The organism is Mycobacterium sp. 134 (assembly GCF_048282715.1).
Taxonomy (GTDB): domain Bacteria; phylum Actinomycetota; class Actinomycetes; order Mycobacteriales; family Mycobacteriaceae; genus Mycobacterium; species Mycobacterium septicum.
This window is the reverse complement of the sequence record NZ_JBLVUN010000008.1, coordinates 4,960,811-4,984,783: the sequence shown is the minus strand read 5'-3', so window position 1 is coordinate 4,984,783 and position 23,973 is coordinate 4,960,811. Positions and strand designations below refer to the sequence as shown.

Annotated in this window: 26 protein-coding genes and 1 pseudogene; 14 read left to right on the top strand and 13 right to left on the bottom strand. The window is 67.1% G+C overall.

The features are described 5' to 3' along the window. The first annotated feature begins 31 nt into the window (after positions 1–31). Entirely contained in the window at positions 32–871 is an 840-nt protein-coding gene (locus tag ACNQVK_RS28545) for an SDR family NAD(P)-dependent oxidoreductase (protein WP_418032209.1), read from the top strand. A gap of 27 nt (positions 872–898) precedes the next feature. Here ACNQVK_RS28545 and nei2 read toward each other — a convergent pair whose 3' ends face one another. Genes nei2 through ACNQVK_RS28525 form a run of 4 tightly spaced genes read right to left on the bottom strand, consistent with a single transcriptional unit; the run spans position 899 to position 7,852 of the window. Further along, the gene (gene nei2, locus ACNQVK_RS28540; RefSeq protein ID WP_418032208.1) at positions 899–1,651 is read right to left on the bottom strand and encodes an endonuclease VIII Nei2; all 753 of its coding nucleotides are present in this window, start codon (positions 1,649–1,651) and stop codon (positions 899–901) included. 3 nt (positions 1,652–1,654) lie between these two features. After that, positions 1,655–2,602 carry an SDR family NAD(P)-dependent oxidoreductase gene (locus tag ACNQVK_RS28535; protein ID WP_418032207.1) on the bottom strand — a complete coding sequence of 316 codons (948 nt, stop codon included), beginning with the start codon at positions 2,600–2,602 and terminating at the stop codon, positions 1,655–1,657. 42 nt (positions 2,603–2,644) lie between these two features. Continuing rightward, complete coding sequence (locus tag ACNQVK_RS28530; protein ID WP_418032206.1) at positions 2,645–7,162, bottom strand: ATP-dependent helicase; 4,518 nt, start codon at positions 7,160–7,162, stop codon at positions 2,645–2,647. Between the two features lie 36 nt (positions 7,163–7,198). Then, positions 7,199–7,852, bottom strand: a complete 654-nt coding sequence (locus ACNQVK_RS28525) for a TetR/AcrR family transcriptional regulator (protein ID WP_418032205.1) — start codon at positions 7,850–7,852, stop codon at positions 7,199–7,201. 63 nt (positions 7,853–7,915) lie between these two features. Between ACNQVK_RS28525 and ACNQVK_RS28520 the strand changes: the two genes are divergently transcribed. Together ACNQVK_RS28520 and ACNQVK_RS28515 are read left to right on the top strand one after the other, a co-directional pair. Beyond that, positions 7,916–9,310, top strand: a complete 1,395-nt coding sequence (locus ACNQVK_RS28520; RefSeq protein ID WP_418032204.1) for a cytochrome P450 — start codon at positions 7,916–7,918, stop codon at positions 9,308–9,310. 79 nt (positions 9,311–9,389) lie between these two features. Beyond that, complete coding sequence (locus ACNQVK_RS28515) at positions 9,390–10,841, top strand: lipase maturation factor family protein (RefSeq protein ID WP_418032203.1); 1,452 nt, start codon at positions 9,390–9,392, stop codon at positions 10,839–10,841. Here ACNQVK_RS28515 and ACNQVK_RS28510 read toward each other — a convergent pair. Genes ACNQVK_RS28510 through ACNQVK_RS28500 form a run of 3 tightly spaced genes read right to left on the bottom strand, consistent with a single transcriptional unit; the run spans position 10,821 to position 12,997 of the window. Then, the gene (locus ACNQVK_RS28510) at positions 10,821–11,624 is read right to left on the bottom strand and encodes an SDR family NAD(P)-dependent oxidoreductase (RefSeq protein WP_418032202.1); all 804 of its coding nucleotides are present in this window, start codon (positions 11,622–11,624) and stop codon (positions 10,821–10,823) included. The genes ACNQVK_RS28515 and ACNQVK_RS28510 overlap by 21 nt on opposite strands. A 9-nt stretch (positions 11,625–11,633) precedes the next feature. After that, entirely contained in the window at positions 11,634–12,551 is a 918-nt protein-coding gene (locus tag ACNQVK_RS28505; RefSeq protein ID WP_418032201.1) for a metallophosphoesterase family protein, read from the bottom strand. Continuing rightward, positions 12,548–12,997, bottom strand: coding sequence for a cupredoxin domain-containing protein (locus ACNQVK_RS28500; RefSeq protein WP_418032200.1), 450 nt, complete (start codon positions 12,995–12,997; stop codon positions 12,548–12,550). The genes ACNQVK_RS28505 and ACNQVK_RS28500 overlap by 4 nt, the downstream gene beginning before the upstream one ends. Before the next feature lie 215 nt (positions 12,998–13,212). On the opposite strand from ACNQVK_RS28500, the gene ACNQVK_RS28495 reads away from it, so the two are divergent. The 3 genes from ACNQVK_RS28495 to ACNQVK_RS28485 all read left to right on the top strand — a co-directional run bounded on the left by ACNQVK_RS28495 (position 13,213) and on the right by ACNQVK_RS28485 (position 14,802). Next, a complete protein-coding gene (locus ACNQVK_RS28495; protein ID WP_418032199.1) occupies positions 13,213–13,749 on the top strand; it encodes an RNA polymerase sigma factor in 537 nt (178 codons plus the stop codon). Beyond that, positions 13,746–14,462: a Rieske (2Fe-2S) protein gene (locus ACNQVK_RS28490; RefSeq protein WP_418032198.1), complete on the top strand. Its 717-nt coding sequence runs from the start codon at positions 13,746–13,748 to the stop codon at positions 14,460–14,462. The genes ACNQVK_RS28495 and ACNQVK_RS28490 overlap by 4 nt, the downstream gene beginning before the upstream one ends. 61 nt (positions 14,463–14,523) lie before the next feature. Next, the gene (locus ACNQVK_RS28485) at positions 14,524–14,802 is read left to right on the top strand and encodes a hypothetical protein (protein ID WP_418032197.1); all 279 of its coding nucleotides are present in this window, start codon (positions 14,524–14,526) and stop codon (positions 14,800–14,802) included. A gap of 3 nt (positions 14,803–14,805) precedes the next feature. Here ACNQVK_RS28485 and ACNQVK_RS28480 read toward each other — a convergent pair. Beyond that, positions 14,806–16,357 (bottom strand): annotated as a pseudogene (locus tag ACNQVK_RS28480) (aldehyde dehydrogenase family protein). Positions 16,358–16,398: 41 nt separating this feature from the next. Between ACNQVK_RS28480 and ACNQVK_RS28475 the strand changes: the two are divergent. Continuing rightward, on the top strand, positions 16,399–16,863 hold the full coding sequence (locus ACNQVK_RS28475) for an Lrp/AsnC family transcriptional regulator (RefSeq protein ID WP_418032196.1): 465 nt from the start codon (positions 16,399–16,401) through the stop codon (positions 16,861–16,863). 52 nt (positions 16,864–16,915) lie between these two features. Beyond that, positions 16,916–18,277 (top strand): L-lysine 6-transaminase, encoded by a 1,362-nt coding sequence (gene lat, locus ACNQVK_RS28470; protein WP_418032195.1) that lies wholly within the window; start codon positions 16,916–16,918, stop codon positions 18,275–18,277. Here lat and ACNQVK_RS28465 read toward each other — a convergent pair. After that, entirely contained in the window at positions 18,274–18,846 is a 573-nt protein-coding gene (locus tag ACNQVK_RS28465; protein WP_409549573.1) for a restriction endonuclease, read from the bottom strand. The two genes, lat and ACNQVK_RS28465, sit on opposite strands and share 4 nt — an antisense overlap. Before the next feature lie 72 nt (positions 18,847–18,918). On the opposite strand from ACNQVK_RS28465, the gene ACNQVK_RS28460 reads away from it, so the two are divergent. Both ACNQVK_RS28460 and usfY read left to right on the top strand, forming a co-directional pair. Continuing rightward, positions 18,919–19,605, top strand: a complete 687-nt coding sequence (locus ACNQVK_RS28460) for a PAS and ANTAR domain-containing protein (protein WP_409549572.1) — start codon at positions 18,919–18,921, stop codon at positions 19,603–19,605. 108 nt (positions 19,606–19,713) lie between these two features. Next, positions 19,714–20,022 carry a protein UsfY gene (gene usfY / locus ACNQVK_RS28455; protein ID WP_409549571.1) on the top strand — a complete coding sequence of 103 codons (309 nt, stop codon included), beginning with the start codon at positions 19,714–19,716 and terminating at the stop codon, positions 20,020–20,022. A gap of 81 nt (positions 20,023–20,103) precedes the next feature. On the opposite strand, the gene ACNQVK_RS28450 is transcribed toward usfY, so the two are convergent. Both ACNQVK_RS28450 and ACNQVK_RS28445 read right to left on the bottom strand, forming a co-directional pair. Beyond that, entirely contained in the window at positions 20,104–20,346 is a 243-nt protein-coding gene (locus ACNQVK_RS28450; protein WP_211157986.1) for a CsbD family protein, read from the bottom strand. A gap of 452 nt (positions 20,347–20,798) precedes the next feature. Continuing rightward, a complete protein-coding gene (locus tag ACNQVK_RS28445) occupies positions 20,799–21,023 on the bottom strand; it encodes a hypothetical protein (protein ID WP_418032194.1) in 225 nt (74 codons plus the stop codon). Positions 21,024–21,235: 212 nt separating this feature from the next. On the opposite strand from ACNQVK_RS28445, the gene ACNQVK_RS28440 reads away from it, so the two are divergent. Beyond that, complete coding sequence (locus tag ACNQVK_RS28440) at positions 21,236–21,637, top strand: anti-sigma factor (protein WP_409549570.1); 402 nt, start codon at positions 21,236–21,238, stop codon at positions 21,635–21,637. Here ACNQVK_RS28440 and ACNQVK_RS28435 read toward each other — a convergent pair. Next, a complete protein-coding gene (locus ACNQVK_RS28435) occupies positions 21,634–22,062 on the bottom strand; it encodes an STAS domain-containing protein (protein ID WP_418032193.1) in 429 nt (142 codons plus the stop codon). The two genes, ACNQVK_RS28440 and ACNQVK_RS28435, sit on opposite strands and share 4 nt — an antisense overlap. A gap of 454 nt (positions 22,063–22,516) precedes the next feature. Next, entirely contained in the window at positions 22,517–23,143 is a 627-nt protein-coding gene (locus tag ACNQVK_RS28430; RefSeq protein ID WP_409549568.1) for a maleylpyruvate isomerase family mycothiol-dependent enzyme, read from the bottom strand. A 117-nt stretch (positions 23,144–23,260) separates the two neighbouring features. Here ACNQVK_RS28430 and ACNQVK_RS28425 point away from each other — a divergent pair, with 117 nt between their 5' ends. Genes ACNQVK_RS28425 through ACNQVK_RS28415 form a run of 3 tightly spaced genes read left to right on the top strand, consistent with a single transcriptional unit; the run spans position 23,261 to position 23,931 of the window. Further along, a complete protein-coding gene (locus ACNQVK_RS28425; RefSeq protein ID WP_090432616.1) occupies positions 23,261–23,494 on the top strand; it encodes a hypothetical protein in 234 nt (77 codons plus the stop codon). 7 nt (positions 23,495–23,501) lie between these two features. Next, positions 23,502–23,657 carry a DUF6131 family protein gene (locus tag ACNQVK_RS28420; protein ID WP_090432618.1) on the top strand — a complete coding sequence of 52 codons (156 nt, stop codon included), beginning with the start codon at positions 23,502–23,504 and terminating at the stop codon, positions 23,655–23,657. A 16-nt stretch (positions 23,658–23,673) separates the two neighbouring features. Then, positions 23,674–23,931: a DUF7218 family protein gene (locus ACNQVK_RS28415; protein WP_409549567.1), complete on the top strand. Its 258-nt coding sequence runs from the start codon at positions 23,674–23,676 to the stop codon at positions 23,929–23,931. The last annotated feature ends 42 nt before the right edge of the window (positions 23,932–23,973 follow it).

The following is a 23,973-nucleotide window of genomic DNA, read 5'->3' as shown; positions in this document are numbered from 1 at the left end:
TTTCCCTTATTGGTGGAAGTACCCTCGCGTCATGCCCTCAGTTCTTGTCACCGGAGCCGCCCGCGGTATCGGCAAGGCCATCGTCGAGCATCTGGCCGCCACCGGGTGGGACGTTATCGCGGGTGTCAGATCGCATTCCGACGGTGCCGCGGTGACGGAACTCAACCCACAACGCATCTCGGCGGTGATTCTCGACATCACCAATGCGGACCATCTCGCCTCGCTGCCTGCTGCGCTCCCGGAGCGGCTCGACGCAGTGGTGAACAACGCGGGCATCGTGGTGGCCGGTCCGATCGAGACGCTCAGCCCCGAGGACTGGCGTAAACAGTTGGACGTCAACGTGATTGGCCAATTGGCGGTGACCCGGACAGTGCTGCCGAAGTTGCGGGCCTCCCGTGGTCGTGCCATCTTCATCTCCAGCGTGAACGGGCAATTGTCATCGCCGCTGCTCGGGGCGTATGCGGCGTCCAAGTTTGCCTTGGAGGCAGCAGCCGATGCGCTCAGGATCGAGGTACGCCCGTGGGGGGTGCGGGTGGCTGTGGTGGAGCCGGCGCAAACCGACACCGACATGTGGCGCACGGCCGACGACATGGTGGTGGAGCTGGAAACCTCCATGTCGGCGGAGCATCGCGCCCTGTACGACAAGCACATTGCCGGGATGAAGAGGTTCATCCCGCTGTCGAAGAAGATGGCGGTGCCGACTTCTAACGTGGTAGCGGTGGTCGAGGCGGCTCTGACCGCGCGTCGGCCTCGAGCTCGCTACGTGGTCGGACTCGGGAGCAAGCTCCAGACATCGATCATGACAAACATCCCTGCGGCACTGCGGGATCGCATCATTGCGGGGGTTGCCGGAGTACCACGTAGGCCGTAGGGGCGCTCCGGCGCGACCGCAAACGGATCAGGTCTGGCAGCTCGGGCACCAGTACGTCACCCGCTCGCTGCCGGAGTCGGTTTCGATGAGCGTCCCGCAGCGGCGGCAGGGCTCACCGGAGCGGCCGTAGACCCACAGCTGGCGCCCGTTCCGCGTGTCCCCGGTGGTGGTGCGGTTCCATCGGGACCGGTTGAGCCACAGCATGTCCCGGGCGCGTTGCACGACGCGCAGGGGATCGGTCAGTGAGCTCACCGGAGAGATGGGCAGCCGGCCGAAGACGAAACACAGTTCATTGCAGTAGACATTGCCGACACCGGCCATCACGCGCTGATCCAGCAGGGCCTGCGCCAGCGGACGGTCGGGTTCGGCAGTCAGGTTGGTCGCGGCGGTCCGGGGTTCCCAGTCAGGGCCGAGCAGGTCCGGTCCGAGGTGCCCGACTGCCGCCATGTCGGTGTCCCGGTCCAGGACTTCGAGAATGCCGAGGTCGATCCCGGTGGCCCGGCTGTCGGCGGCCTCCAACACGGCGCGGATGCGGTGTGGCGCGACTTTTGCCCACCCGATGCGCCAGCTGCCCTCCATCTTGAGATGGGAGTGGATGCTGGCCGGGCCCACCCGGATGAAGAGGTGCTTGCCTCGGCTGAGTACCTCGTCGACCACCTGCCCGGTCAGATCGACCGTGGCATACCGGGGCACCCTGATGTCGCAGCGGGTCAACGTCTTGCCCGCCAGTGCGTCACGCAGCGCCGTGGCGGTGTGGAAGACGGTGTCGCCTTCGGGCATGCCCTATTCAACCAGCCTCAGAGAGTGCTCCCAGAGTCGTTCTGCATTGGACGGGTCCAGCGCATATCTGGCGACACCGGATATGCCGAACTCATCGCGGCGATCGACGACTCTCGCTTCGTTGCAATCATCGAAGTACCTGCCGCTGATGCCCTCCAGTATCGGTGAGGCCGCCAGCAGCACCGAGGTGGCGGCACCCTGCTCCACCGTCTTGAGTCGGCTGCCCGCCTCCTCGAATCGTTGGGCCGCCTCCGCACCGTAGGCCGGATCAAGGTGGCGCTGCAGTGCCGTGAGGATGCCACCGGGCATCAAGGAGTTCGCGGTGATGCCGTCGTCGGCCCAGCGGCGGGTGGCCTCCACAGCGAACAGCACGTTGGCGGTCTTGGACTGGCCGTATGCCCCGAACGGGTCGTAGTCGCGGAACGCATAGTCGATGTCGTCGAACACGACGGGGGAGCGCAGGTGGCCGGACGAGCTGACCGAGACCACGCGGGCACCCCCGGCCGCGGCAAGGGCCTGGTGCAACCCGGTCGCGAGGGTGAAATGGCCGAGATGATTGGTCGCGAACTGCAGTTCGTGACCGGTGGACGACAACGTGCGCTCCTGTACCGCCATCACCCCGGCGTTGTTGACCAGAATGTGCAGCGGCCCGGACCAGGCCCGTGTGAACGACCGCACGCTGCCGAGATCGGTGAGGTCGAGGGTGGCGACCCTGATGTCGTTGTTTCCGGTCGACGCGCGCAGATCGGCGGCGACGCGATCACCCGCAGTGGTGTCACGGACCGCCAACGTCACGGCGGCGCCGGCGGCGGCCAGCGCCCGGGCCGTTTCGGTGCCGATACCCGAGGCCGCGCCGGTGACGATGGCCGAGCTTCCCGACAGGTCGACTCCGTCGATCACCTCCGAGGCGGTCGATTCGAAACCGAAGGGCGTGGTGATGGGAGCGGTCATGCGTGTCAACAACAACGCATGCCCCGGCACTGTTCCCTACGGTTACCGAAGCCGCAGGCCGCGCGGGGTACGGGAGAATCCCGCCCCGGTCAGCGCGTCCTGAACTGCGGCACGGTCCGCGTCGACGCCGGGATCGAGCACCGCGACCCCGTTGATCCGCTCGACCAACAGCGCCGGCATACGCCCGGTGCTCACGAGTTCGGCCAGAGCGCCCGCGGCAGCCCGCTGAGTGTCGGCGTCCGAGGTGAAGCTGAGCAGGGTCCGGCCGCCGCGCTCCAGGAACCACACCAACTGCCCGTCGACCAGCGCGACCAGGGCTCCGGCCTTCCGGCCGGGTCGGTGGGTGTCGTCGCCGCCGCGATCGGGCCAGGCCAGTGCCGCCCCGTAGGGGTTGGCCGGATCGGTCGCGGCGAGAACGACGGCGTGGTACTCGGGTCGCTGTGGGTCAACCCCGTCGAGGTAGGACCGCAACCGGTCGACCGTCGAGGCCGCCGCGAACTGTGCCCCGCCCAGCGACTCCACGAAGTAGCCCCGCTGGCAGCGGCCGGCGTCCTCGAATGCGCTCAATACCTTGTACAGGGTGGCGAACCCGCCGGGTACTCCCTCGGCTGCCGCCGCCCCCTTCGTCAGCACCCCGTGCCGATTGAGCAGCAGCTCCGCCTGGAAGTGGGCGCGTACCGTCGAATCCGGTTCTGCACCAGGCAATGCCGACCACCGGCCGGACACCATCGGATCGGCCGCCCGGGCGTGTGGACGCGCCACGCTGTAGCGGCTGAGCCGGGGCGGCCGTTGGCGCTGCCGGTGTGCCGGGGTCCCGGACCGCCGCGGACCGGACAGCAGCGCGCGCACGGGGGCGAACGTGTCCCCGGTGACCCATCCCGCCCAGATCAGCTCCCACAGTGCGGTTTTCAGTTCGGACTCGGCGGCCTCGTCGGTCAGCTGGCGGAAGAAGTACGCCCCGCCGTGCCCCAGCGTCTCCATGATCGCCCGGTGGGTATCGGTGAACTCGATCTCGGAGGGCACGGGCAGCGTCAGCGGCGCCGTCTCGGCCAGATGGAATGCCACCCAGCCGTCGCTGCCGCCGATCTGCCCGGCACCCGACCACATGACTTCACCTGAGGCCAGCAGCTCGTCGAGCATGGCCGGTTGGTAATCGCGCACCCGTTGACCGAAGACGAGCGACTCCACCGCCGATGCGGGAATGGGGACACCGGCCAACTGCTCGATCACCGCGGCCAGCCCGTCGATCCCTGCGCTGTGGGTGGATCCGACGTGTTGCCAGGCCGGCAGGAAGCGACCGTAGGCCGCAGTGCTGACCGGTTCGACCTGGGCGCGCAGCGCGGCCAGGGAACGACGGCGCAGGATCCGGAGAACCTCGGCGTCGCACCACTGATCGCCAGGGAGATCGTCGACGAACTCGCCCCGCACCAGCCGGCCGTCGACAGCCATGCGGCCCAACACATCTGCGGTCACCCGCAGACCCAGCCCGAACCGGGCGGCCACCTCCGCGGTGGTGAAGGGTCCATGGGTGCGGGCATAGCGGCCGATCAGATCTCCGAGCGGGTCGTCGACGGATTCGGTGAACGCCGCGGGCACCCCGACGGGGACCGGTGCGCCGACCCCGTCGCGCAGCAAGCCGATGTCTTCTACCGCTGCCCACCACGTCTGCCCGGCATAGGTCACCGGCAGTGCCCGCTTGGCGGCGTGCAGCCCGTCGAGCCAGCCGCCGATCGTGTCGGTGGTGGCGCGTGCGGCGATTTCGGACTCGGTCAGCGGGCCCAGCATCCGCAGCAGATCGGCCACCGCCTCGGCGTCCCGGGCGGCCCGCTCCTCGGTGAGGTGTTGCAGCTGTGCCGAGGTCGAGGCAACCACGGCCGGATCCAGGAGTTCGCGCAGTTCGACGCGGCCCAGCAATTCGGACAGCAACACGGTGTCGAGCGCCAGTGCCGCGGCCCGTCGCTCGGCGAGCGGGCTGTCGCCCTCGTACATGAACGCGCCTACATAGCCGAACAGAAGTGAGGCCGCGAACGGCGACGGGGTGGCGGTTTCGACCTCGACCACCCGCAGCCGGCGCTGAGCCAACCGTCGCATCAGGTCGGTCAGGGCGGGTACGTCGTAGACGTCCTGCAGGCATTCCCGGACGGTTTCCAGCACGATCGGGAAGTCCGGGTACTTGCGGGCGATGTCGAGCAGTTGCGCGGCGCGCTGCCGTTGATGCCACAACGGGGACCGCTTGCCCGGGTGCCTGCGTGGCAGCAGCAGGGCGCGCGCGGCGCATTCGCGGAACCGGGAGGCGAACAACGCCGAGCCGCCCACCTCCGCGGTCACGATGGGCTCGACCTCGTCGGCGTCAAACACGAACAGGTCTGCGCCCGGAGGGTTTTCGCCGCTGTCGGGTAGCCGCACGATGATGCCGTCGTCGGAGGCGGTCGGCTTCTCGTCGATGCCGTAGCGTTCCCGCAGCCGTCGGCCCACCGCGAGGGCCAACGGCCCGTGGACCCGCAGCCCGTAGGGGGAATGCAGGATCACCCGCCAGTCACCGAGCTCGTCGCGGAAGCGTTCCACCACAAAGGTGCTATCGCTGGGGACCACACCAGTGGCTTCCCGCTGATCGTGCAACAGCTGATACAGGTTGTCGGTGGCGAAGCCGGCGAAACCCATTGTCTGGCAGCGTTCATCGAACTCAGCGCGGCCGAGTGCGGCCAGTTCTCCGGTGAACGCCCCGACCGCCTCACCCAGCTCGGCGGGCCGGCCTACACTGTCGCCGCGCCAGAACGGTAACCGGGCGGGCTGGCCCGGCGCCGGGATCACCAGCACCCGGTCATGGGTGATCTCGGTGATCCGCCAACTGGTGGCACCCAGGGAGATGACGTCGCCCGGCCGCGACTCGTACACCATCTCCTCGTCGAGTTCTCCTACCCGGGAAGGTTTTTCGGAATCGGTGGCCAGGTAGACGGTGAACAGGCCGCGGTCGGGGATGGCCCCACCGGAGGTGACGGCAAGGCGCTGGGCGCCCGGGCGGGCGGTCAGGGTCCCGTGGTCGCGGTCGTACACCAGCCGGGGACGCAGCTCGGCGAACTCGGTGGACGGATACTTCCCGGACAGCAGGTCGAGGGTCGCCTCGAAGGCGCTGCGCGGCAAGGTGGCGAACGGCGCGCTGCGCCGCACCGCGTCGAACCAGGCATCGGCATCCACCGGTTCCAGGGCGGCCACGGCCACCGTGTGCTGGGCCAGCACGTCGAGCGGATTGGCCGGGACGTGCATGGTCTCGATGTCACCGGAGCGCATGCGCTGCACCGTCACCGCGCAGCCGATCAGATCGGTGCGGTGCTTGGGGAACAGCACACCCTGGGAGATCTCGCCGACCTGATGCCCGGCACGCCCGATGCGCTGCAGCCCGCTGGCCACCGACGGCGGCGACTCGACCTGGATCACCAGATCGACGGCACCCATGTCGATGCCCAGCTCCAGGCTGGAGGTGGCGACCACGGCGCGGAGCCGCCCGCTCTTGAGGTCGTCCTCAACCTGGGCCCGCTGTTCCTTGCTGACCGAACCGTGGTGGGCCCGCGCCAGTAGCGGCAGCGCGCCGTTGGCCTGACCGCTGGCCATGAGCTGGGCCGGGGCGCCGCCGCCGACCTGGGGATTGTGTGTGGACGGCAACTCGATGCCGGATCGTTCGGCGTGAATCTCGTTGAGACGCGATGTCAGCCGCTCCGCCAGCCGGCGCGAATTGGCGAACACGATCGAGGACTGGTGCGCCTCGATCAGATCCACGATGCGTTCCTCGACGTCGGGCCAGATGCTGTTGTTGTCGAGGTTGGCCATGTCCGGAACCGGAACCTGCACCGAGAGGTCGAAGGTCTTGGCGGCAGGCGGGGCCACGATGGTGGTGGGGGCCTGCCCGGACAGGAATCGGGCCACCTCCTCGGGCGGACGCACCGTCGCGGACAGCCCGATCCGCTGGGCGGGCCTGTCGAGAAGCTGATCCAGCCGTTCGAGCGAGAGTGCCAGGTGTGCACCGCGTTTGGTGGCGGCCACGGCGTGAACCTCGTCGACGATCACGGTCCGCACCGACGCCAGCGTCTCGCGGGCCGCCGAGGTCAGCATCAGGAACAGGGACTCCGGGGTGGTGATCAGGATGTCGGGCGGCTTGCTCAGCATCGCGCGGCGCTGACTGGGTGTGGTGTCCCCGGACCGGACCCCGACGCTGATCGACGGGGCGGCCACCCCGTGCCGCTCGGCGACCCGGGTGATCCCGGTCAGCGGGGTGCGCAGGTTGCGCTCGACGTCGACGGCCAATGCCTTGAGCGGCGACACGTAGAGCACCGTGGTGCCCGAACGCGGCTCGACACCTGCCCCGGCCAGCTCGTCGATGGCCCACAGGAACGCGGCGAGGGTCTTGCCCGAGCCGGTGGGCGCGATGACCAGAGTGTTGTGCCCCTCGGCGATGGCGGACCAGGCCTGCGCCTGGGCGGCCGTCGGCGCGGGGAAGGCAGCCGTGAACCACTCCCGGGTCAGCGCACTGAACCGGGCCAGCGGATCGACCGGCTTGGTGGCCACCTAGTCATACTGCCGCGCGGCACCGACAAGTGGGCGTCAGCGGTGTTCGCGAGCGGCAGCGCAGACAAGTTCGGCCGGCAGCCCGGGCACCCGGCCGACGGCGTCGAGCAGGGCGTGCGCACAGCTGTCGGCCACAAAGCCCGCGTCGATCGACGGATCCTTGAGCCGTTGTCGGCACATCTCGAAGGTCAGGGCCAGCCAGCCGTAGACGGTGGCCCGCAGATCACGTTCGACCTTGGCGTCCAGCGGTTCGGATACCGCGTCGGCGATCCGGCCCATGATCCGGTCGGCCTGCCGGTCGTTGTCGACGTCGTCGACGCCGCGCAGCACCGGGTCGGTGCGGCCCAGGCCCATGTACGCCGCCCACGCGCCGTGCGGATGCTCCTCGTCGTAGCGCAGGTAGGCGAGAACGCCGGCGCGCAGCTGGCCGAACAGGCTCTGGCCAGGGTCGGGAGGTGTGCTGGTGGCCTCGAACAAGCGCTCGCCCTCGGCCTGGACCACGGCGGCGAAGAATGCCCGCTTGTCGGGGAAGTAGTGGTACATCAGGGCCCGCGACACCCCGGCGCGTTCGGCGATCTCGTCGATGCGGACCTCGTCGTACGGTCGCTGGCCGAACACCTCGGCTCCCAGCGCGAGCAGTTCGTTGCGTCTGTCGGCGGGGGACAGCCGGCGTCTCGACTCGGCACCCACGTGAGCAGCTTAACGTGGATGCCTTACTTGACACATGTACAACAAGGCCGGAATCCTGGTGTCATGACCGTCGCGGACGCACGGACCTCACATCCCGAGAATGTGAAGTATCCGAAACTGCCCCACCCGCCGCGACGGGTGCCGTTGCTCGGTGACGTGCTCGGATTGAAGCCCGACTCGTCGATGCAGAACGCGATGGGCATGGCCGAACTCGGGCCGATTTGCGAATTCCGGTTCCTGGGTGCCCGCTACGTCGTCGCCACCGGTGCCGACGCGGTAGCCGACCTCAACGACGAGAGCCGGTTCTGCAAGCATGTCGGACCCGACATCGAGGCGCTGCGGATCGTCGGCGGCGACGGGTTGTTCACGGCGTACAACGACGAACCGAACTGGCTCAAGGCCCACCAGCTGTTGATGCCGGCCTTCAGCCAGGCCGCGATGCGCCGCTATCACGGGGTGATGTTCGACGTCGCCGGTGAGCTGACCGATCGTTGGGACCGGTGCGTCGACGCGGGCGACACCGTCGATGTCTCGGCGGACACCACCAGGGTGACGCTGGAGACCATCGGGCGGTGCGCGGCCGGGTATTCGTTCGGGTGCTTCCGGGGCGACGCGTTGCATCCGTTCGTCGCCCACATGGTGTCCGCGCTCCTGGCGTCCGACCGACTCGGGGTACTCCGCGAAACCTACCTCCCGGCCTTCGTCTACCGGCGGTACGAGCGCCGGGCTCGCGGGGACGCGAGATATCTGCACGAGCTGGCCGACGACATCGTCGCCCGCCGTCGCGCGCAACCATCCGGCGGCCACGACGATCTGCTGCAGATCATGCTGGAGTCCGATCTCGACGCCGCGAACATCCGCTATCAGCTGATCAATTTTCTGATCGCCGGCCACGAAACCACCTCCGGTGCATTGTCATTCGCGCTGTACTTCTTGTCGCAACATCCGCAGGTGTTCGCCCGCGCCCGCGCCGAGGTGGACGAGGTGTGGGGCGCCGACCCGCGGCCCGAGTTCGAGAAGATCGCCAAACTGCGATACGTCCGGCGGGTTCTCGACGAATCGCTGCGGTTGCAGCCGACGGTGCCTGCGTACTACCGCGCGGCCCGCCAGGACACGGTGCTCGCCGGAATCCACCCGATGCGCAAAGGCGACTGGGCCTTGGCGCTGACGTCGACGTTGCACCGCGACCCGCGCTGGGGCCCCGACCCGGAGGCATTCGATCCGGACCGGTTCGCCCCGGAACAGATGCGGGCCCGACCCGCCGGTCTGTACAAGCCGTTCGGGACCGGTGAAAGATCATGCATCGGAAGGCAATTCGCGCTGCACGAGGCAGTCCTGATGCTGGGGGTGCTGATCCGGCGCTATGACCTGACCGCTGACCCGGACTACACGCTGCAGATACAGGAGCGGCTCACCATGATGCCGTCCAATTTCCGGCTGAGCCTGCGACGGCGCTAGCTCGCCGTACGAGGCGTGAAACGCCCCCAATCGGGGTACCGTCATCGTGGACAGACCCGCAACGTCGGCAGGTCCGCGCATGGAATGGTTCATCGCAGACGAATATTGGTTGGCCAGGCAGGTGTTGCAGCGGGGGACCGCCGCAATCTACCTGATCGCGTTCATCGTGGCGGCCCGGCAGTTCCGCGGGCTCCTCGGTGAGCGGGGGCTGCTCCCGATACCCCGGTTCCTGGCGGTCAACTCGTTCCGGCGCGCCCCAAGCCTGTTCCAGTTCCACTACTCGGACCGCTTTTTCGCCGCAGTGTGTATCGCCGGCGCGGTGATCTCGGCGGCCTTGTTGGCGGGTTTCGGGGACCTGGTGCCGTTGTGGGCCGCGATGCTGACCTGGTTGCTGGTGTGGGTGCTGTACCTGTCGATCGTCAACGTCGGCCAGACGTGGTACTCGTTTGGTTGGGAATCCCTTCTGCTCGAAGCCGGGTTCCTGGTGATGTTCCTGGGCAACGACGACGTCGGGCCCCCGCTGCTGGTGCTGTGGCTGGCCCGCTGGCTGTTGTTCCGTGTGGAGTTCGGTGCGGGACTGATCAAGCTGCGCGGCGACCCGTGCTGGCGCAACCTGACCTGCCTGTACTACCACCACGAGACGCAACCCATGCCCGGCCCGCTGAGCTGGTTCTTCCATCACCTGCCCAAGCCACTGCACCGAATCGAGGTGGCCGGCAACCACTTCGCCCAACTGGTCGTGCCGTTCGCCTTGTTCGCCCCGCAGCCGGTCGCCGGCGTGGCGGCGATCATCGTGATCGTCACCCAACTGTGGTTGGTCGCTTCGGGGAACTTCGCCTGGCTCAACTGGATCACCATCGTCCTGGCGTTCAGCGCGGTCTCGGACTCCACTGCCGCGGTGCTGCTTCCGTTACCGGAGCACGAATTCAGCCAGGCCCCGGTGTGGTTCGTCGTCGTCGTGCTCGGATTCACCGCGGCGGTGGCCTGCCTGAGCTACTGGCCCGCGCGCAACCTCATCTCCAAACGGCAGCGGATGAACGCCTCCTACAACCACTATCACCTGGTGAATTCCTACGGGGCGTTCGGCACCGTCGGCCGTACCCGCGATGAGGTGGTGTTGGAGGGCACCTCGGACCCTCTGCTGAGTGATCACACCGTCTGGCATGAGTACGAATTCAAGGGCAAGCCAGGCGACGTCCATCGGTGGCCGCGCCAGTTCGCGCCCTACCATCTGCGCCTGGACTGGCTCATGTGGTTCGCGGCCATCTCGCCGGCCTATGCCCACGGCTGGCTGCGCATGCTGATGACCCGGCTTCTGGAGAATGACCGGGACACGCTGAAGCTGCTGCGGCGCAACCCATTCCCCGACGAACCGCCGCGTTACGTCCGCGCCCGGCTCTACCGCTACGAGTTCAGCACCTGGACCGAACTGCGCCGCGAACACGTCTGGTGGAACCGCATCTCGCTCGGCGTGTACGTCCCGCCGCAAACGCTGCCCTCGGCCGGGCGCTCATCGGCCGGCGCGCAGTGACCGTTGGTAACGGCGCATCCCGGCGATCCAGCGGTCGTAGTCGGAGCCCTTGTGGCGGTACATGTCGAGCACCTGGGGGTGCGGTAGCACGAGAAAGTTGCCGGACCGCACGGCCGCCACGGTGGCCGCCGCGACATCCTGAGCACTGATCACCTCGCCCGACTGCACGATCGACGCCGCACCGGCCGCGGAATCCGGATCCGCCGAAGAACGCACCGCGTCGAGCAGCGGGGTGTTCACCCCCAACGGGCACACGCAGCTGACCCCGACGCCGTCGTCGCCGTACGTGATGGCCAGCCATTCGGCGAATCCGACCGCCGCGTGTTTGGTGACGGCATATCCCGCCGCGCCGATCTGGGACAACAGGCCGGCCGCCGAGGCGACCGACACGAAGTAACCACCGCCACGCGACAGCCACTGTGGGACAAGCACTTGCGCCGCCCGGACGTGGGATCGCAGGTTGACGTCCAGGATCGAATCCCAGTCCTTGTCGGTGCCGAGGCCCGGTGCGCCGATGATTCCGGCGTTGGCCACGTAGATGTCGACGGGGCCGAACTCGGTCGCGGTCAGCGCCTCGATGTCGGCGGTGACACCGGCGTCGGCCCGGATCCCCAGCGCCTGCCCGCCGCCGGAACGGATCTGAGCGGCGGTCTGTTCGGCCGACTCCGCGTCGATGTCGGCAGCCACCACGCGGGCGCCTTCCGCCGCGAAGGATTCAGCCAGCGCCCGGCCGATGCCGGATCCGGCGCCGGTGATGACCGCAACCGAGTTCTCAATCTCCATGCGTCCTGCTTACAGCCGATCCTCCTTGAGGGCCAGTGCCGTGGTGCCCCTGGTGTAGCTGACTTCCCGGATCCCCAGGACTTCGTGCAGGCGGCCGGCCGGAAGGGTCAGCGGTTTCGGTGCTGGTCCCTCGCCGGGATGCGGCAGTGGGTAGGCCGTGGTGGTACCGCTGTAGAACGTCACATTGCCCTCGGTCTTCGAGAACAGCTGGTGGACATGACCATTGAGGCAGGTGACCGAGGCGAACCGGCGCAGGTGGCTCAGCGCCTGAGCGGCATCGTCGGTACTCCAGCCCCACTCCGGGTACATCGCGAACAACGGAATGTGGCTGAACACCACGATCGGGGTGTCCGACGACAACGGGGCGACGTCCTTCTCGATGAAGTCGAGCTGATCGACCCCGAGGTGTCCGAGCTTGTTCAGATTCAGCGTGTTGACCAGCCCGATGACATGCACCCCGGCGATGTCGAAGCTGTACCAACCGTCGCCGCGGGCACCGGCGCCGAACACTGACCGGTACTTCTGGCCCGCATCGTCGATGGCGTCGTGTTCACCCGGCACGGTGAACACGTGCGGTGTGTCGATTCCCTGCATCATCTGCTTCACCTGGTCGAACTGGGCGGGGGTCGACAGATGGGTGAGGTCGCCGGTATGGATCACGAAATCCGGTGTGTAGTCCAACGAGTTGATCTGCTCGATGGCACGGCCGAATGACCCGGCCACATCGGGGTTGGCGGCGCCGGCGAATCCGATGTGGCTGTCGCTGATCTGAGCGAAACGCACCGTCGGCCGCGCGACGTCGGTGGTGCGTGAGGTGGCCGCGTGGGAGATGACCTCGCCGCCGACCACGGCGAGACCGACCGCTGCGCCGAACCAGGCGCCGTGCCGGATGAGCTGGCGCCGCGTCATCGTGTGGGGATCGGTCATGGTGTCACCACCACGGTGCCGTGCATGACGGGATGGATCGAGCAGATGTAGTCGTAGTTGCCCGGGTTGGTGAAGGTGAAGCTGAAAGTGGCGTTGGCGTCCATACCGGGGGAGCGGAAGGAACCGTCATCGGCGACGACCGTGTGCGGTTCTTCATCGTGATTGGTCCATGTCACCGTGTCGCCGCGGTGCACCGTCAGCATGGCGGGCGCGAAGGCGAAGTTGCCGATGCTCACCGCAGTGCCGGCGACCGGAACCGGCGGTGTGCTCGCCGGTGCTGCCGGGCTGATCGGAGCCGTTCCGTGCATCGGGGCCATACCGACCGAGGTGCCGGCATCGGCGCTGAAATCCACCGTCGGCGGTGCGGCGGACGGCGCATTCGAGCACGCGGATGCCATCACCACCAAGACGGCGATAGCGGCAGTTGTCGGTAATCGTCGGACCATCGGAGACCTCCGTTTGGCTGTGGAGCGGTACAGAAGCGGTCACCACGAGATAGCGCGCGGGGTTACAGGGGTGGATGCTGGTGAGGTGCGAACGGCGTTCGCGTGTAACCGGCCGCCCTATCTAGGTGTGGTGCCCTGTGCAGGGCTCCGCCCGACGAAAGGTGGGTAGCCGGTGATGGTGCAGATGTCGCCGCCGGAGATCGCGGGGATGCTCGATGCCGGCCCGACGTGACCGTCCCGAGCTGCGGATCGTGCCGGAGGCGTGTTACCCCAGCTGGGAAGCCGTATACGACGACAACGTGACGTGGGTGTACCGGCTGCTCTATGCGCGTTTGGGCAGCCGCTCCGACGCCGAGGACCTCACCTCCGAGGTGTTCCTGGCCGCGTTTCGGCCGCTGCGGCTCTCGGCGAGCGTGGCCGAGGTCCGCTCGTACCTGCGCACCACCGCCCGTACCGTGCTCGCGGCGCATTGGCGGGCCACCATGGGACGCGAGATCACAGTCATCGACGATGACGTGGCCGCGCCCGACCCCGGTCCGGACGACGAGACCAGTACCGCCCCGCAGCGCGTCGCGGCAGTCCTGGCGCAGCTGCCGCCCCAGTACCGCCGGGTGCTCGAACTACGTTTCCTGCAGGGCCGTTCGGTTCGGGAGTCGGCGAACGACATGGGAGTCAGCGTCGCCAACGCGAAGGTGCTTCAGCACCGGGCGTTGCGATTGGCAGCTCAGATCAACGAGGGAGAGTCACGGTGACCAGGCGCGGGGTACGCAAATACGTCGACGATCTACTCGCCGGGCGTCGGCCGGAGCCCTTCCCCGCCGACGATTTCGACGCTGCCCAGATCCGCACGGCGATCGAACTGCGGGCAGCCCGGCCCGACGCGGACGCGCCGCGGCCCGAGTTTGTCGACGACCTCAAGAACCGTATCGCCCAACAGCTTTCCCAGGAGCAGCCGGAAGAACCGGGCCCGACCCGCCAGGGCCTGTCGGCGACGCGGCGGCAGGTGATCGTCGGCACCGCGGCAGCAGCGACCGCGGCCGTCGCGGCCGTGTCGATCGAGCATGTGGTGACCGGCCGGAGTGCGTCGCCGGGTTCCGAACAGGCCGGATCCGAACTGGTGCCCAGCGAAGGCGCGTGGCTTCCGGTGGCGAAAAGCGCTGACCTGAAGGAGGGTTCGGTGCTGCCGTTCGACCTCCCGACGGTGTCGGGATTCGTGCGCCGGGTAGCGGGCGGCAAGGTGGAGGCGGTGTCCGGGGTGTGCACCCACCAGGGCTGCAAGCTCTGGTTCGACGACTCCGCCGACAGCCTGCGCTGCCCGTGCCATGTGACGTCGTTCTCGCCGGCGGGCCAGGTGCTCACGCATCAACTTCCGATCGCGCCGAAGCCACTGCCGCACTTCGAAGTCCGGGAACGTGACGGGAGCATCGAGGTGCTGGCGCCGCGGCCACCGTCCCGGCCGGCCTGAACCGGGTGTAACCGCACTGCGTATCGATAGGTGAAAACTACGGACGCGGGAGGGCCGCCAGATGAACAGATCGATATGCGCAGTCACGACGACGGCGGCACTCGCCGGAGCCATCTGGACGGCCGCACCCGTCTCGGCGGCACCGACCGGCGGCACCAAAGCCCCGGATGTGGTGCAGGAGTTGACCGCCGCCGGCTATGCCGTCCAGATCAACGGGGACAACGGGATTCCGTTGTCGCAGTGCACCGTGACCGGTGTGCACGGAGTGCCCGCGGTGGGCGCCGCCGCGCTGCAGTTCACCACCGTGTACGTCGACGTCGAGTGCGAATCAGAGGGCTGAGCGCTATCCGAAATGCACGCCCTGGGCCAGCGGCAGCTCCGAGGAGTAGTTGACCGTGTTGGTCGCGCGGCGCATGTACGCCTTCCACGCATCCGACCCGGATTCGCGGCCTCCGCCGGTGTGCTTCTCTCCGCCGAACGCGCCGCCGATCTCGGCGCCGGAGGTCCCGATGTTGACGTTGGCGATACCGCAGTCGGATCCGTCGGCCGCCATGAACCGCTCGGCCTCGCGTACGTCGGTGGTGAAGATCGCCGACGAAAGGCCCTGCGGTACAGCGTTGTTCAGGGCAATCGCGTCGTCGATGTCGTCGTAGGTCAGTACATAGAGGATCGGGGCGAACGTCTCGGTGTGCACGACCGCGGTCTGTGCGGGCATCCGGACCACCGCGGGGGCGACGTAGAACGCACCCTCGTCTCCGAGGTCGTGACGCTCGCCGCCGAAGACCTCGCCGCCGTCGGCGCGGGCCTGCTCCAGCGCCCCGACCATGTCCCGGTAGGCCCGGGTGTGGATGAGTGGGCCGACCAGGGTCCCGTCGGTGCTCGGGTCGCCGATGGGCAGGCTCTGATAGGCCGATACGACCCGGGACACCAGGTCGTCGGCGATGGAGGAGTGCACGATCAAGCGGCGCAGCGTGGTGCAACGTTGTCCGGCGGTCCCCGCGGCGGAGAACACGATGGCGCGCACCGCGAGGTCCAGATCGGCCGAGGGCGTGACGATCGCGGCGTTGTTGCCGCCGAGCTCCAGCAGCGCCTTGCCGAACCGAGCGGCCACCCGCGGGCCCACCTGCTGGCCCATCCGCACCGAGCCGGTGGCGCTGACCAGTGCCACCCGTGGATCGTCGACCAGCCGCTCACCCAGTTCGCGCTCGCCGAGGATGCAGCCGGGCCACCGATGCGGGCGCGCCGACATCGGTTGCGGCGCGTTCGATCAGCGCTTGGCAGGCGATCGCGGTGAGCGGGGTCAGCTCCGAGGGTTTCCACACCACGGTGTCGCCGCAGACCAGCGCGACCGCGGTGTTCCACGCCCACACCGCCACCGGGAAGTTGAACGCGGTGATCACACCGACGACGCCCAGCGGGTGCCACGTCTCCATCAGCCGGTGTCCAGGACGTTCGGACGCGATGGTGCGGCCGTACAACTGGCGGGAGAGGCCGACGGCGAACTGGCAGATGTCGATCATCTCCTGCACCTCGCCCAGTGCCTCGGAGGTGATCTTGCCGGCCTCCACCGTCACCAGGGTCGCCAGATCTGACTTGTGTTCGACGAGCAGTTCGCCCAGGCGTGCCACCAATGCGCCGCGCACCGGTGCCGGTGTCGTGCGCCAGGTCGAGAAGGCCTGCGCGGCATCGGAGATCGCGACATCGACCTGTTCAAGACTGTCTTCGGGCAGGGTGAACAGGACGTCCCCGCTGATCGGTGTGCTGGCGTGCAGGCCGCTACCCGGAGCAGCGGGCTCGCCGAGTTCCGCCCTCGCACCGACGGCGTCGAGGGCCTGACGTACCCGCCGGCGCAGTTCCTCTGCGGTGGGGAGATCGGTCCGTTCGGTGGTGGTCATCGTGTGCCTTTCTGGGGTCGCCGAGGATTACAGTGCGGGCCATGGGTGAAGCCGACGAATACGTGCTGGACGAGACCGATCGGACTCTGGCCCGTGCGCTTGCCGCTGACGGCAGGGCCACGCTGGCGCAACTGGCATCGGCGGCCGGGCTGTCGGTGTCGGCGGTGCAGGCGCGGGTGCGCCGGTTGGAGTCACGGGGTGTCGTGAGCGGATACGCCGCGCGCCTCAATCCCGAGGCGCTGGGCAACATGCTTTCGGCGTTCGTCGCCATCACTCCTCTCGATCCGTCCCAACCCGATGATGCACCCGCGCGTTTGCAGCACATCCCCGAAATCGAATCGTGCCACTCGGTGGCGGGCGAGGAGAGCTACGTCCTGCTGGTCCGGGTCGCCTCCGCCCGGGCCTTGGAGGACCTGCTCCAGCGGATCAGGACCGCGGCCAACGTCCGGACGCGAAGCACCATCATTTTGCAGACATTTTACAGCGGTAGAGACTACATTCCGTAACAGTTACGGTCATATGCGGCAGAGGCCGTAAAGATTCCGTTAGTATGGCGCCATGACCGCAGTGCTGACGACCACGCCGCACGTAACGCCTGACCGGGTGCGAGCGGTCCTGGCGCGCAGCATCCTTACCGACGGCTTCGACTTCGTCCTCGACCTGGACCGCTCCCGCGGGTCCTATCTGGTGGATGCGCGCACCGGCGAACGCTTCCTGGACATGTTCACGTTCTTCGCCTCGTCTGCACTCGGGATGAACCACCCGGCGTTGGCCGGCGACGACGACTTCCGCGCCGAGTTGGCACGGGTGGCGGTGAACAAGCCGAGCAATTCCGATATCTACAGCGTGCCGCTGGCCGAGTTCGTCGACACCTTCCGGCGCGTGCTCGGCGACCCGGACCTGCCGCATCTGTTCTTCGTCGACGGCGGAGCCCTGGCGGTCGAGAACGCGCTCAAGGTGGCGTTCGACTGGAAGAGCCGACACAACGAGGCCCGAGGGTTCGACCCCGTGCTGGGTACCAAGGTGCTGCACCTGCGCGGAGCGTTCCACGGCCGCAGCGGCTACACCATGTCGCTGACCAACACCGATCCGGTCAAGGTGGCTCGCTTCCCGAAGTTCGACTGGCCCCGTATCGACGCTCCCTACGTGCGGCCCGGCGCGGATATCACTGCACTCGAAGCTGATTCGCTGCGGGCGGCCAGGGCCGCGTTCGAGGCCAACCCGCACGACATCGCCTGCTTCATCGCCGAGCCGATCCAAGGTGAGGGCGGTGACCGGCACATGCGGCCGCAGTTCTTCGCCGCGATGCGTGAGCTGTGCGACGAGTTCGACGCGCTGCTGATCTTCGACGAGGTGCAGACCGGGTGCGGGATCACCGGAACCGCCTGGGCCTACCAGCAACTGGGGGTCGTCCCGGATGTGGTCGCCTTCGGAAAGAAGACGCAGGTGTGCGGGGTGATGGCGGGCGGCCGCGCACGCGAGGAGCAATCTGCGACAAGGGTGGACGACGTCGCGGACAACGTCTTCACCGTGAGCTCACGGATCAACTCCACCTGGGGTGGCAACCTGGTCGACATGGTGCGCTCACGGCGCATCCTCGAAGTCATCGAGTCCGAGGATCTGTTCGGCAACGCTGCGGCGACGGGGGACTATCTGCTCGGTCAGTTGTCGGCGCTGGCAGAGGATTTCCCCGACACGGTGCTCGCCCCACGTGGTCGCGGTTTGATGTGCGCGTTCAGCCTGCCCACCGCCGCAGCGCGCGACGAGCTGGTGCGGCGATTGTGGGGCCGCCGCGTCGTCATGCTGCCGAGTGGGACCGACTCCGTACGGTTCCGGCCGGCGCTGAGCGTGACGCGCACGGAGATCGACGAATGCCTCGACGCCGTGCGGGAGGCACTGAGATCGCCGCTCGCGGGCTAAAGCTGGTCGATGGCCGGTTCTGAAGACGCCGTACGGCGCAGGATCGACCTGAGCCTGGGGAGATCGGTTCCGCCCACCAACGCGCAACCGTGAAGCTCGGCGAGTTTACGTGCGGCCGGAGTGAATTCGTTGTTGGTGACCACCATGGTCCGGCTGCAATCCTGCATCGGGGCGCCGGCGACAACCTCCTGCACCGCGCTCGCGCCCACCGGCCGTGACAGCCGTTTGCACTGCACGGCAATCCGATTCGGGCGGTGCCCGACGATCAGATCCACGCCCCAGTCCCCGGTGAGCGGAGTCATGATCACCGGCAAGCCGCAGTTTCGGGCCACGCGGGCCACGTGGTCCTCGAACTCCAGCCCGGTCATCTCGGTCGCCGGCTGCTCGCGGGCGCCGGGCGTGCTCGCGCCCCGGAATGCGCCCAGCAGGAACCGCGGGGTGGCCGCCAAAACCAGTGGCACGGCGACACCGATGGCCAGGCTCCATGCCGTGTCGACGCCGGCCAGGTGAGCCGCGATCGCGGCCGCCGCGCCTGCCGCGATGAAGAGCTTGATCCGGAGCCGTCTCACGATGCCGAATGTAGATGTCGCCTGTGACAAAACGGGCGAGCCGGCGTCAGCCTGGCGCGATAATCTCATGCTGTGACGAGTGACCCCGCCAGCGGAGGTGCTGAGTCGCCGATCGAGCATGCATTTGCCGGCGGCGAGGCGCAGCGTGTCGGTTGGTTCCGGTTCTACTTCGCCGACGAGCGCTGGGAGTGGTCCCCGCAGGTGGAGCGGATGCACGGGTACGAACCCGGCACCGTGCATCCGACGACCGAGCTGGTGCTGTCCCATAAGCACCCCGAGGATTACGGTCAGGTGGCTGCGACATTGCTCGAGATCCGGCGCACCTCGGGCGCGTTCAGCACCCGGCACCGGATCATCGACACGGTCGGCGACGTGCACCACGTCGTCGTGGTGGGGGATCAGCTCTTCGATGAGGCCGGCGACGTTGTCGGGACGCACGGTTTCTACGTCGACGTCTCACCGTCGGTCTCCCAGGCACGAGAGGACGCCGTCACCGAGGCGGTGGCCGAGCTCGCCGAGGCCAGGGGCGCCATCGAGCAGGCCAAGGGCATGTTGATGCTGATCTACCGGATCGATGCCGATGCGGCGTTCGAACTGCTGAGGTGGCGGTCGCAGGAGACCAATACCAAGCTGCGGCTGTTGGCTGAACAGCTGGCAGAAGACTTCCTTAATCTCGATTACACCGAGACGCTTCCCACCCGCGCGGTCTTGGATCGGTTGCTGCTCACCGCCCACCAGCGGGTCAGCCACGAGGTTTAGCCCGACCCCGTCCAGGGAAGACTCCCGATCCTGACCGCACTGGCCCCGATCTGCGGCACCGAGCGTTGTGGTCCAGTGCCCCGCGTCGAGAGTGAGAGGGCAGAAACGATGAAAGGTCCAGACGACCCCGTCGACCACACCAGGACGACCCGGCCGCATGCCGGCGAGTCGATGAAAGACAACCGCAACATGCCCGCACTGGCCCTGGTCGGCCTGGGCGTGGTGATGTTCGTTGCGTGTCTGGTCGGTTTCGCGACCGGCAACACCGGGGCAGGAGTGTTGCTCGCCATCCTGGCCGCCGTGGGACTGCTGGTCGGCGGACTATGGCTCGCCATCGCACACCTACGCGTGCGCCGTATCGAAGAACGTTGGTACGCAGAACATCCCGATGTGATCAGGCAAGTGCCCAACAGTTGACCTGCTGACCGCAGGACACGAGATGGCCCAGCCAACGGTGGCTGGGCCATCTCTTCAATCAGGTCCGGGCTTGCGTTCCGACTAGGGACGCTGGTGGGCCTGCTCACGTTTCTCGGCGGCTTTGGCACCTGCCCGGGCGGCTTCTGCTTCGGCTTCCTTCTTGGCGACGTCCTTCTGGGCATCGGCCTTGTCCTGCTGGGCTTTACCCTCGCGGACCAGATCGTCGCGGCCGGTCACCGTGCCGATGGCTTCCTTGGCCTTGCCCTTGACGTCCTCGACGGCGCCCTTGATGGCTTCTTCGGGTCCTGAGTTCTTCTCGGTCATACTTACCTTTCCGCTACTGGAGTGGATTGGTGATCACTACGCGGTTCTCCGCGCAACCTCAGGATTTCCTGGAGGCGGCCGCACTAAACGTGATGTGACGAAGCCGATGTTTGCCGGCGCCAGTGCGGTTACGGTGCTGGAAATCTCGCCCCTCGTGGAAACTCTGCCGTGGTTTGTGAGTGTCCTTGTCCGGGTACTCCGAGGCTGGATGAGAATCGAGGTCAGCCATGTCTGGGGCAGCGCAACATGATCGGTTCGGTTCAGAACTCGTCTTCGATCGGATCGCCGAGGCTATCGAGGGGCAAAAGCGGCGTGCTCTGATCGAGCATGCCTTTGCCGAACAGGCATGGCATCGCCCGGGTTACGCGGTCGCCGATCGCGCAGGGTCCCAGAGTGGCCACCGCGCGGCTTGATTTGATCTGACCACGTGATGTGATCTGACCAACGGGTGATCACCCGATCGGCGTCTCGCCGTCCTCGCGGTCGAACTCGTCGAAGCCGGAATCCTGCACGACCACCTCCCGTTGTTCCTGCCAGTCCGGATCGGTTGCCTCCAGGGGCGGGCCGTCCAGACCGGAGACCGGGGCTTCGGCGTCCGGTACTGGTTCGCTCTGCTCGCGCTGCTGCTCGAGGGCATCGGCCAAGGGCACCTCGTCGGGCACGTCGTCGCGCGTCATGCGGCCGGAATACCCAGTCGCCCCTTGGCCAAACGCTTCCCCTCACCTGGCTCGCCGCCTCTTCGGTTTAGCGACCCGACGACTGTGGGTACGCGACGAACATGTCATCGTCAGGCCGCGCACCGAGGCCCCCTCTTACTGTGCTGCACGGTCGGCGATTACCTCACTGGGAATCTGGTCACACCAGCGGACCACGAGCTGTGGAAGTGCGGGTGCCCGCCCGAACGGAGGCGCTGGCGGTGATGCGAGCAATGACGGGCTGCCTGGCCGACTACGAAGAGCTGGACGGCGAGACAGCTGCCAACTTGGCCTTGGCGGTGGATGAAGCGTGCACCGTTCTGATCGGCATGGCCACGGATGGGGCCAAGCTGCTATTGATCGAAGACCCACGCGCACGCGAGCTCTGCGTTCGGGTGTCGACGGTCAGTGACAGCGTCGGAAACGACCCCGGCATCGTCGTCTTGAGCGGATTCAGCCGCCGGGTGCTCGAGGCGCTCACGGACAAGGTCGACACCTTCGTCGACGACACCGATTCAGTACACGACGGCAGCGGCCGGCCGGCAGTTGGTATCTCGCTGACCATCCGGCGGGGTTGGAATTCAGCGCGCCGCTAGGGGTGTACGTTCGCCAATTTCAGCTGCCGCGGATGATTGCGCAGCATCGAGAGGGCGGCAGGTAGTGCGGGTGAGACCGGCAGGGCACGGGCGGGATCGCAGATGTCGAGCACCCTGGACACAGCGGTGCTGGGAATCATCACCCAGTCGATGTTCTCGCCGGCACAGCGCACGTTGAGGGTGTGCAGGCACGCGAAGCAGCCTGCGCCGAAGAACTCGACGGCGCTCATGTCCAGGACGAGCTGTCCGCTCGGCCTGCTGTGCTGGGTTCCGCATTCGATCAGCTCAGCGGCATTGGACGCATCCAGCTCGCCGTTGACGCTGACCACTGCGGTGGCCGGCCACAGCCATTGGGCACAAAATTGCGCGCGGGTGTGGTCGTTGGGGGTCGGTGCGGCACGTTTCGCCGCGTACATGGTGGACATCGGTGACTCCTCAGTAGAAATACTGTGGTCACGTCACACTTCAGGCTCTGTTGGCTCAAAACCCCTGGATACAGGGAGTATCACGACCCTGCACCCCGATGACGTTTCGGGGAGGCTGTGAACTCAACCTGCATTGGACACTACGCCCCATCATGACCTCGAACAATGCCGAGGCTTCTTCCGCCCCACGCGCCACGTGCGCCACATCGCTGTTCAGCTGGTACCAATGTACGTACCGATCTGCGCCCGAGTGGTGATCCGGCGCCGGGCAACCCGTTGGCCGGAAATCTCTGGGAGGCAACAGTTTCGGTGCATGCGGTGTCGGGTGCGATGTCACGGGACCCGATCCGGTCGCAGTGGTCTACACCGCTGGAGGGCCGAAGCCGGCGATGATGTGGGGCGATATGGCGGCCATGGACTGCCCGTGCTGCGATCAGCGGCGGTGACGCGCAGGTCAGAGCCGGCCGAGCAGGGTTGCCGCGCCCGCGCCCGTGAGTTCCTCGGCGGCTTGGCGACGGCCGGTCATGGCCAGCAGCAAAGCCTCGCCGGCGCCGTCGACTTCGGGGCCGCTCCCGTGCTCCCACTCGATGTCATTGGCGCGCAGTCGGAGTCCTTTGATTCGCCGGCCCGCACCGAGCCGCGGGTTGCCCGGCACCAGGGGAAGGATTCGTCGCAAGCGCTGCGCCGGCACGGTCCGCGGCCGGCCGAGTGCACGGCGGATGTCCTGGTGATGGACGGTGCCGTCGACCAGACCGATCATGCCGCCGAAGCCCGCGGTCAAACCCTGTGGCCGCAGATGGCGGTTGAGGAACTCGAGCAGTTCATCGCTCGACATGGTCGAGTATTCGGCCACCCCGACCTCGTTGGCATGCACCACCCGCCCCTTCACGAAACGCTTGAGCAATCCGGCCAGATTCAGCTCTTCGTAGCTCACGACGTGGGCCACAACGTCTTTCACGCTCCACCCCGTGCACAGTGACTCCGTATGCCATTGTTCAGGGGTCAGGGTGGCCAGGAATTCGGCAAGGTCGGCTCGCTCGTCACGTGCCAGGTCCATGAGTGACGGCTCGTAGGCGGTCATGTATCACCTCGCCTGCCTTTGATCTTGGACTCTACCCTCGCGTAATGCCCGGTAGAGGACTCGACTGCCGGTTTTTCCGATGTTTGACCCGCGCGTCAGCGGGGTACATCGCATGCCATGAGACTTGGTGGATTATTCGGGACACTCGTGCTCATCTGGCTGATCATCGGCGTGGTGGCAGCCTGGCAGCGCGATTATTTCCATGGTGGATCAACTAACTGTGCGACCGCCGGTGCCATCGCGCTGACGGTCCTTGCCGGTCCGCTCAACTACGCGGGCGTCAATCCGAAGGTGGACGAGTGCCGTTTGCCGCAACCCAGCGCGATGGACTCCATCGCCGCCGTGAAGTGAGGTAGCCATGATTGTTCTCGGGGCAATTCTGCTCATCCTCGGCTTGATCTTGAACGTGTACCTGCTCTGGGTGGTGGGCGTGATCCTGCTGGTCATCGGCGGCGTGTTCTGGCTGCTCGGCGCGGTCGGACGGCCGGTCGCGGGGCGGCGAAGCTGGTACTGACAAAGGGAGGTGTTTGATGCCGAATCCGTCGATCAAGGACGAGAAGCTCTACGAGGAATTGCGAGACGAAGGAAACTCGAAGGAGAAAGCCGCGAGGATCTCCAACGCCGCTGCCGCCAGAGGGCGCTCGAGTGTCGGACGTTCGGGCGGTGAGTCCGGATCGTATGACGACTGGAAAGTCGACGACCTGCGCAGTCGGGCCAAAGAGCTTGGCATCAAAGGGTATTCCGACAAGAACAAGCGCGAGCTGATCGGAATGCTCCGTAATCATTGAGTGATTTGCCACGGCCAGGAGGGCCACCCACGACCCCGCTGC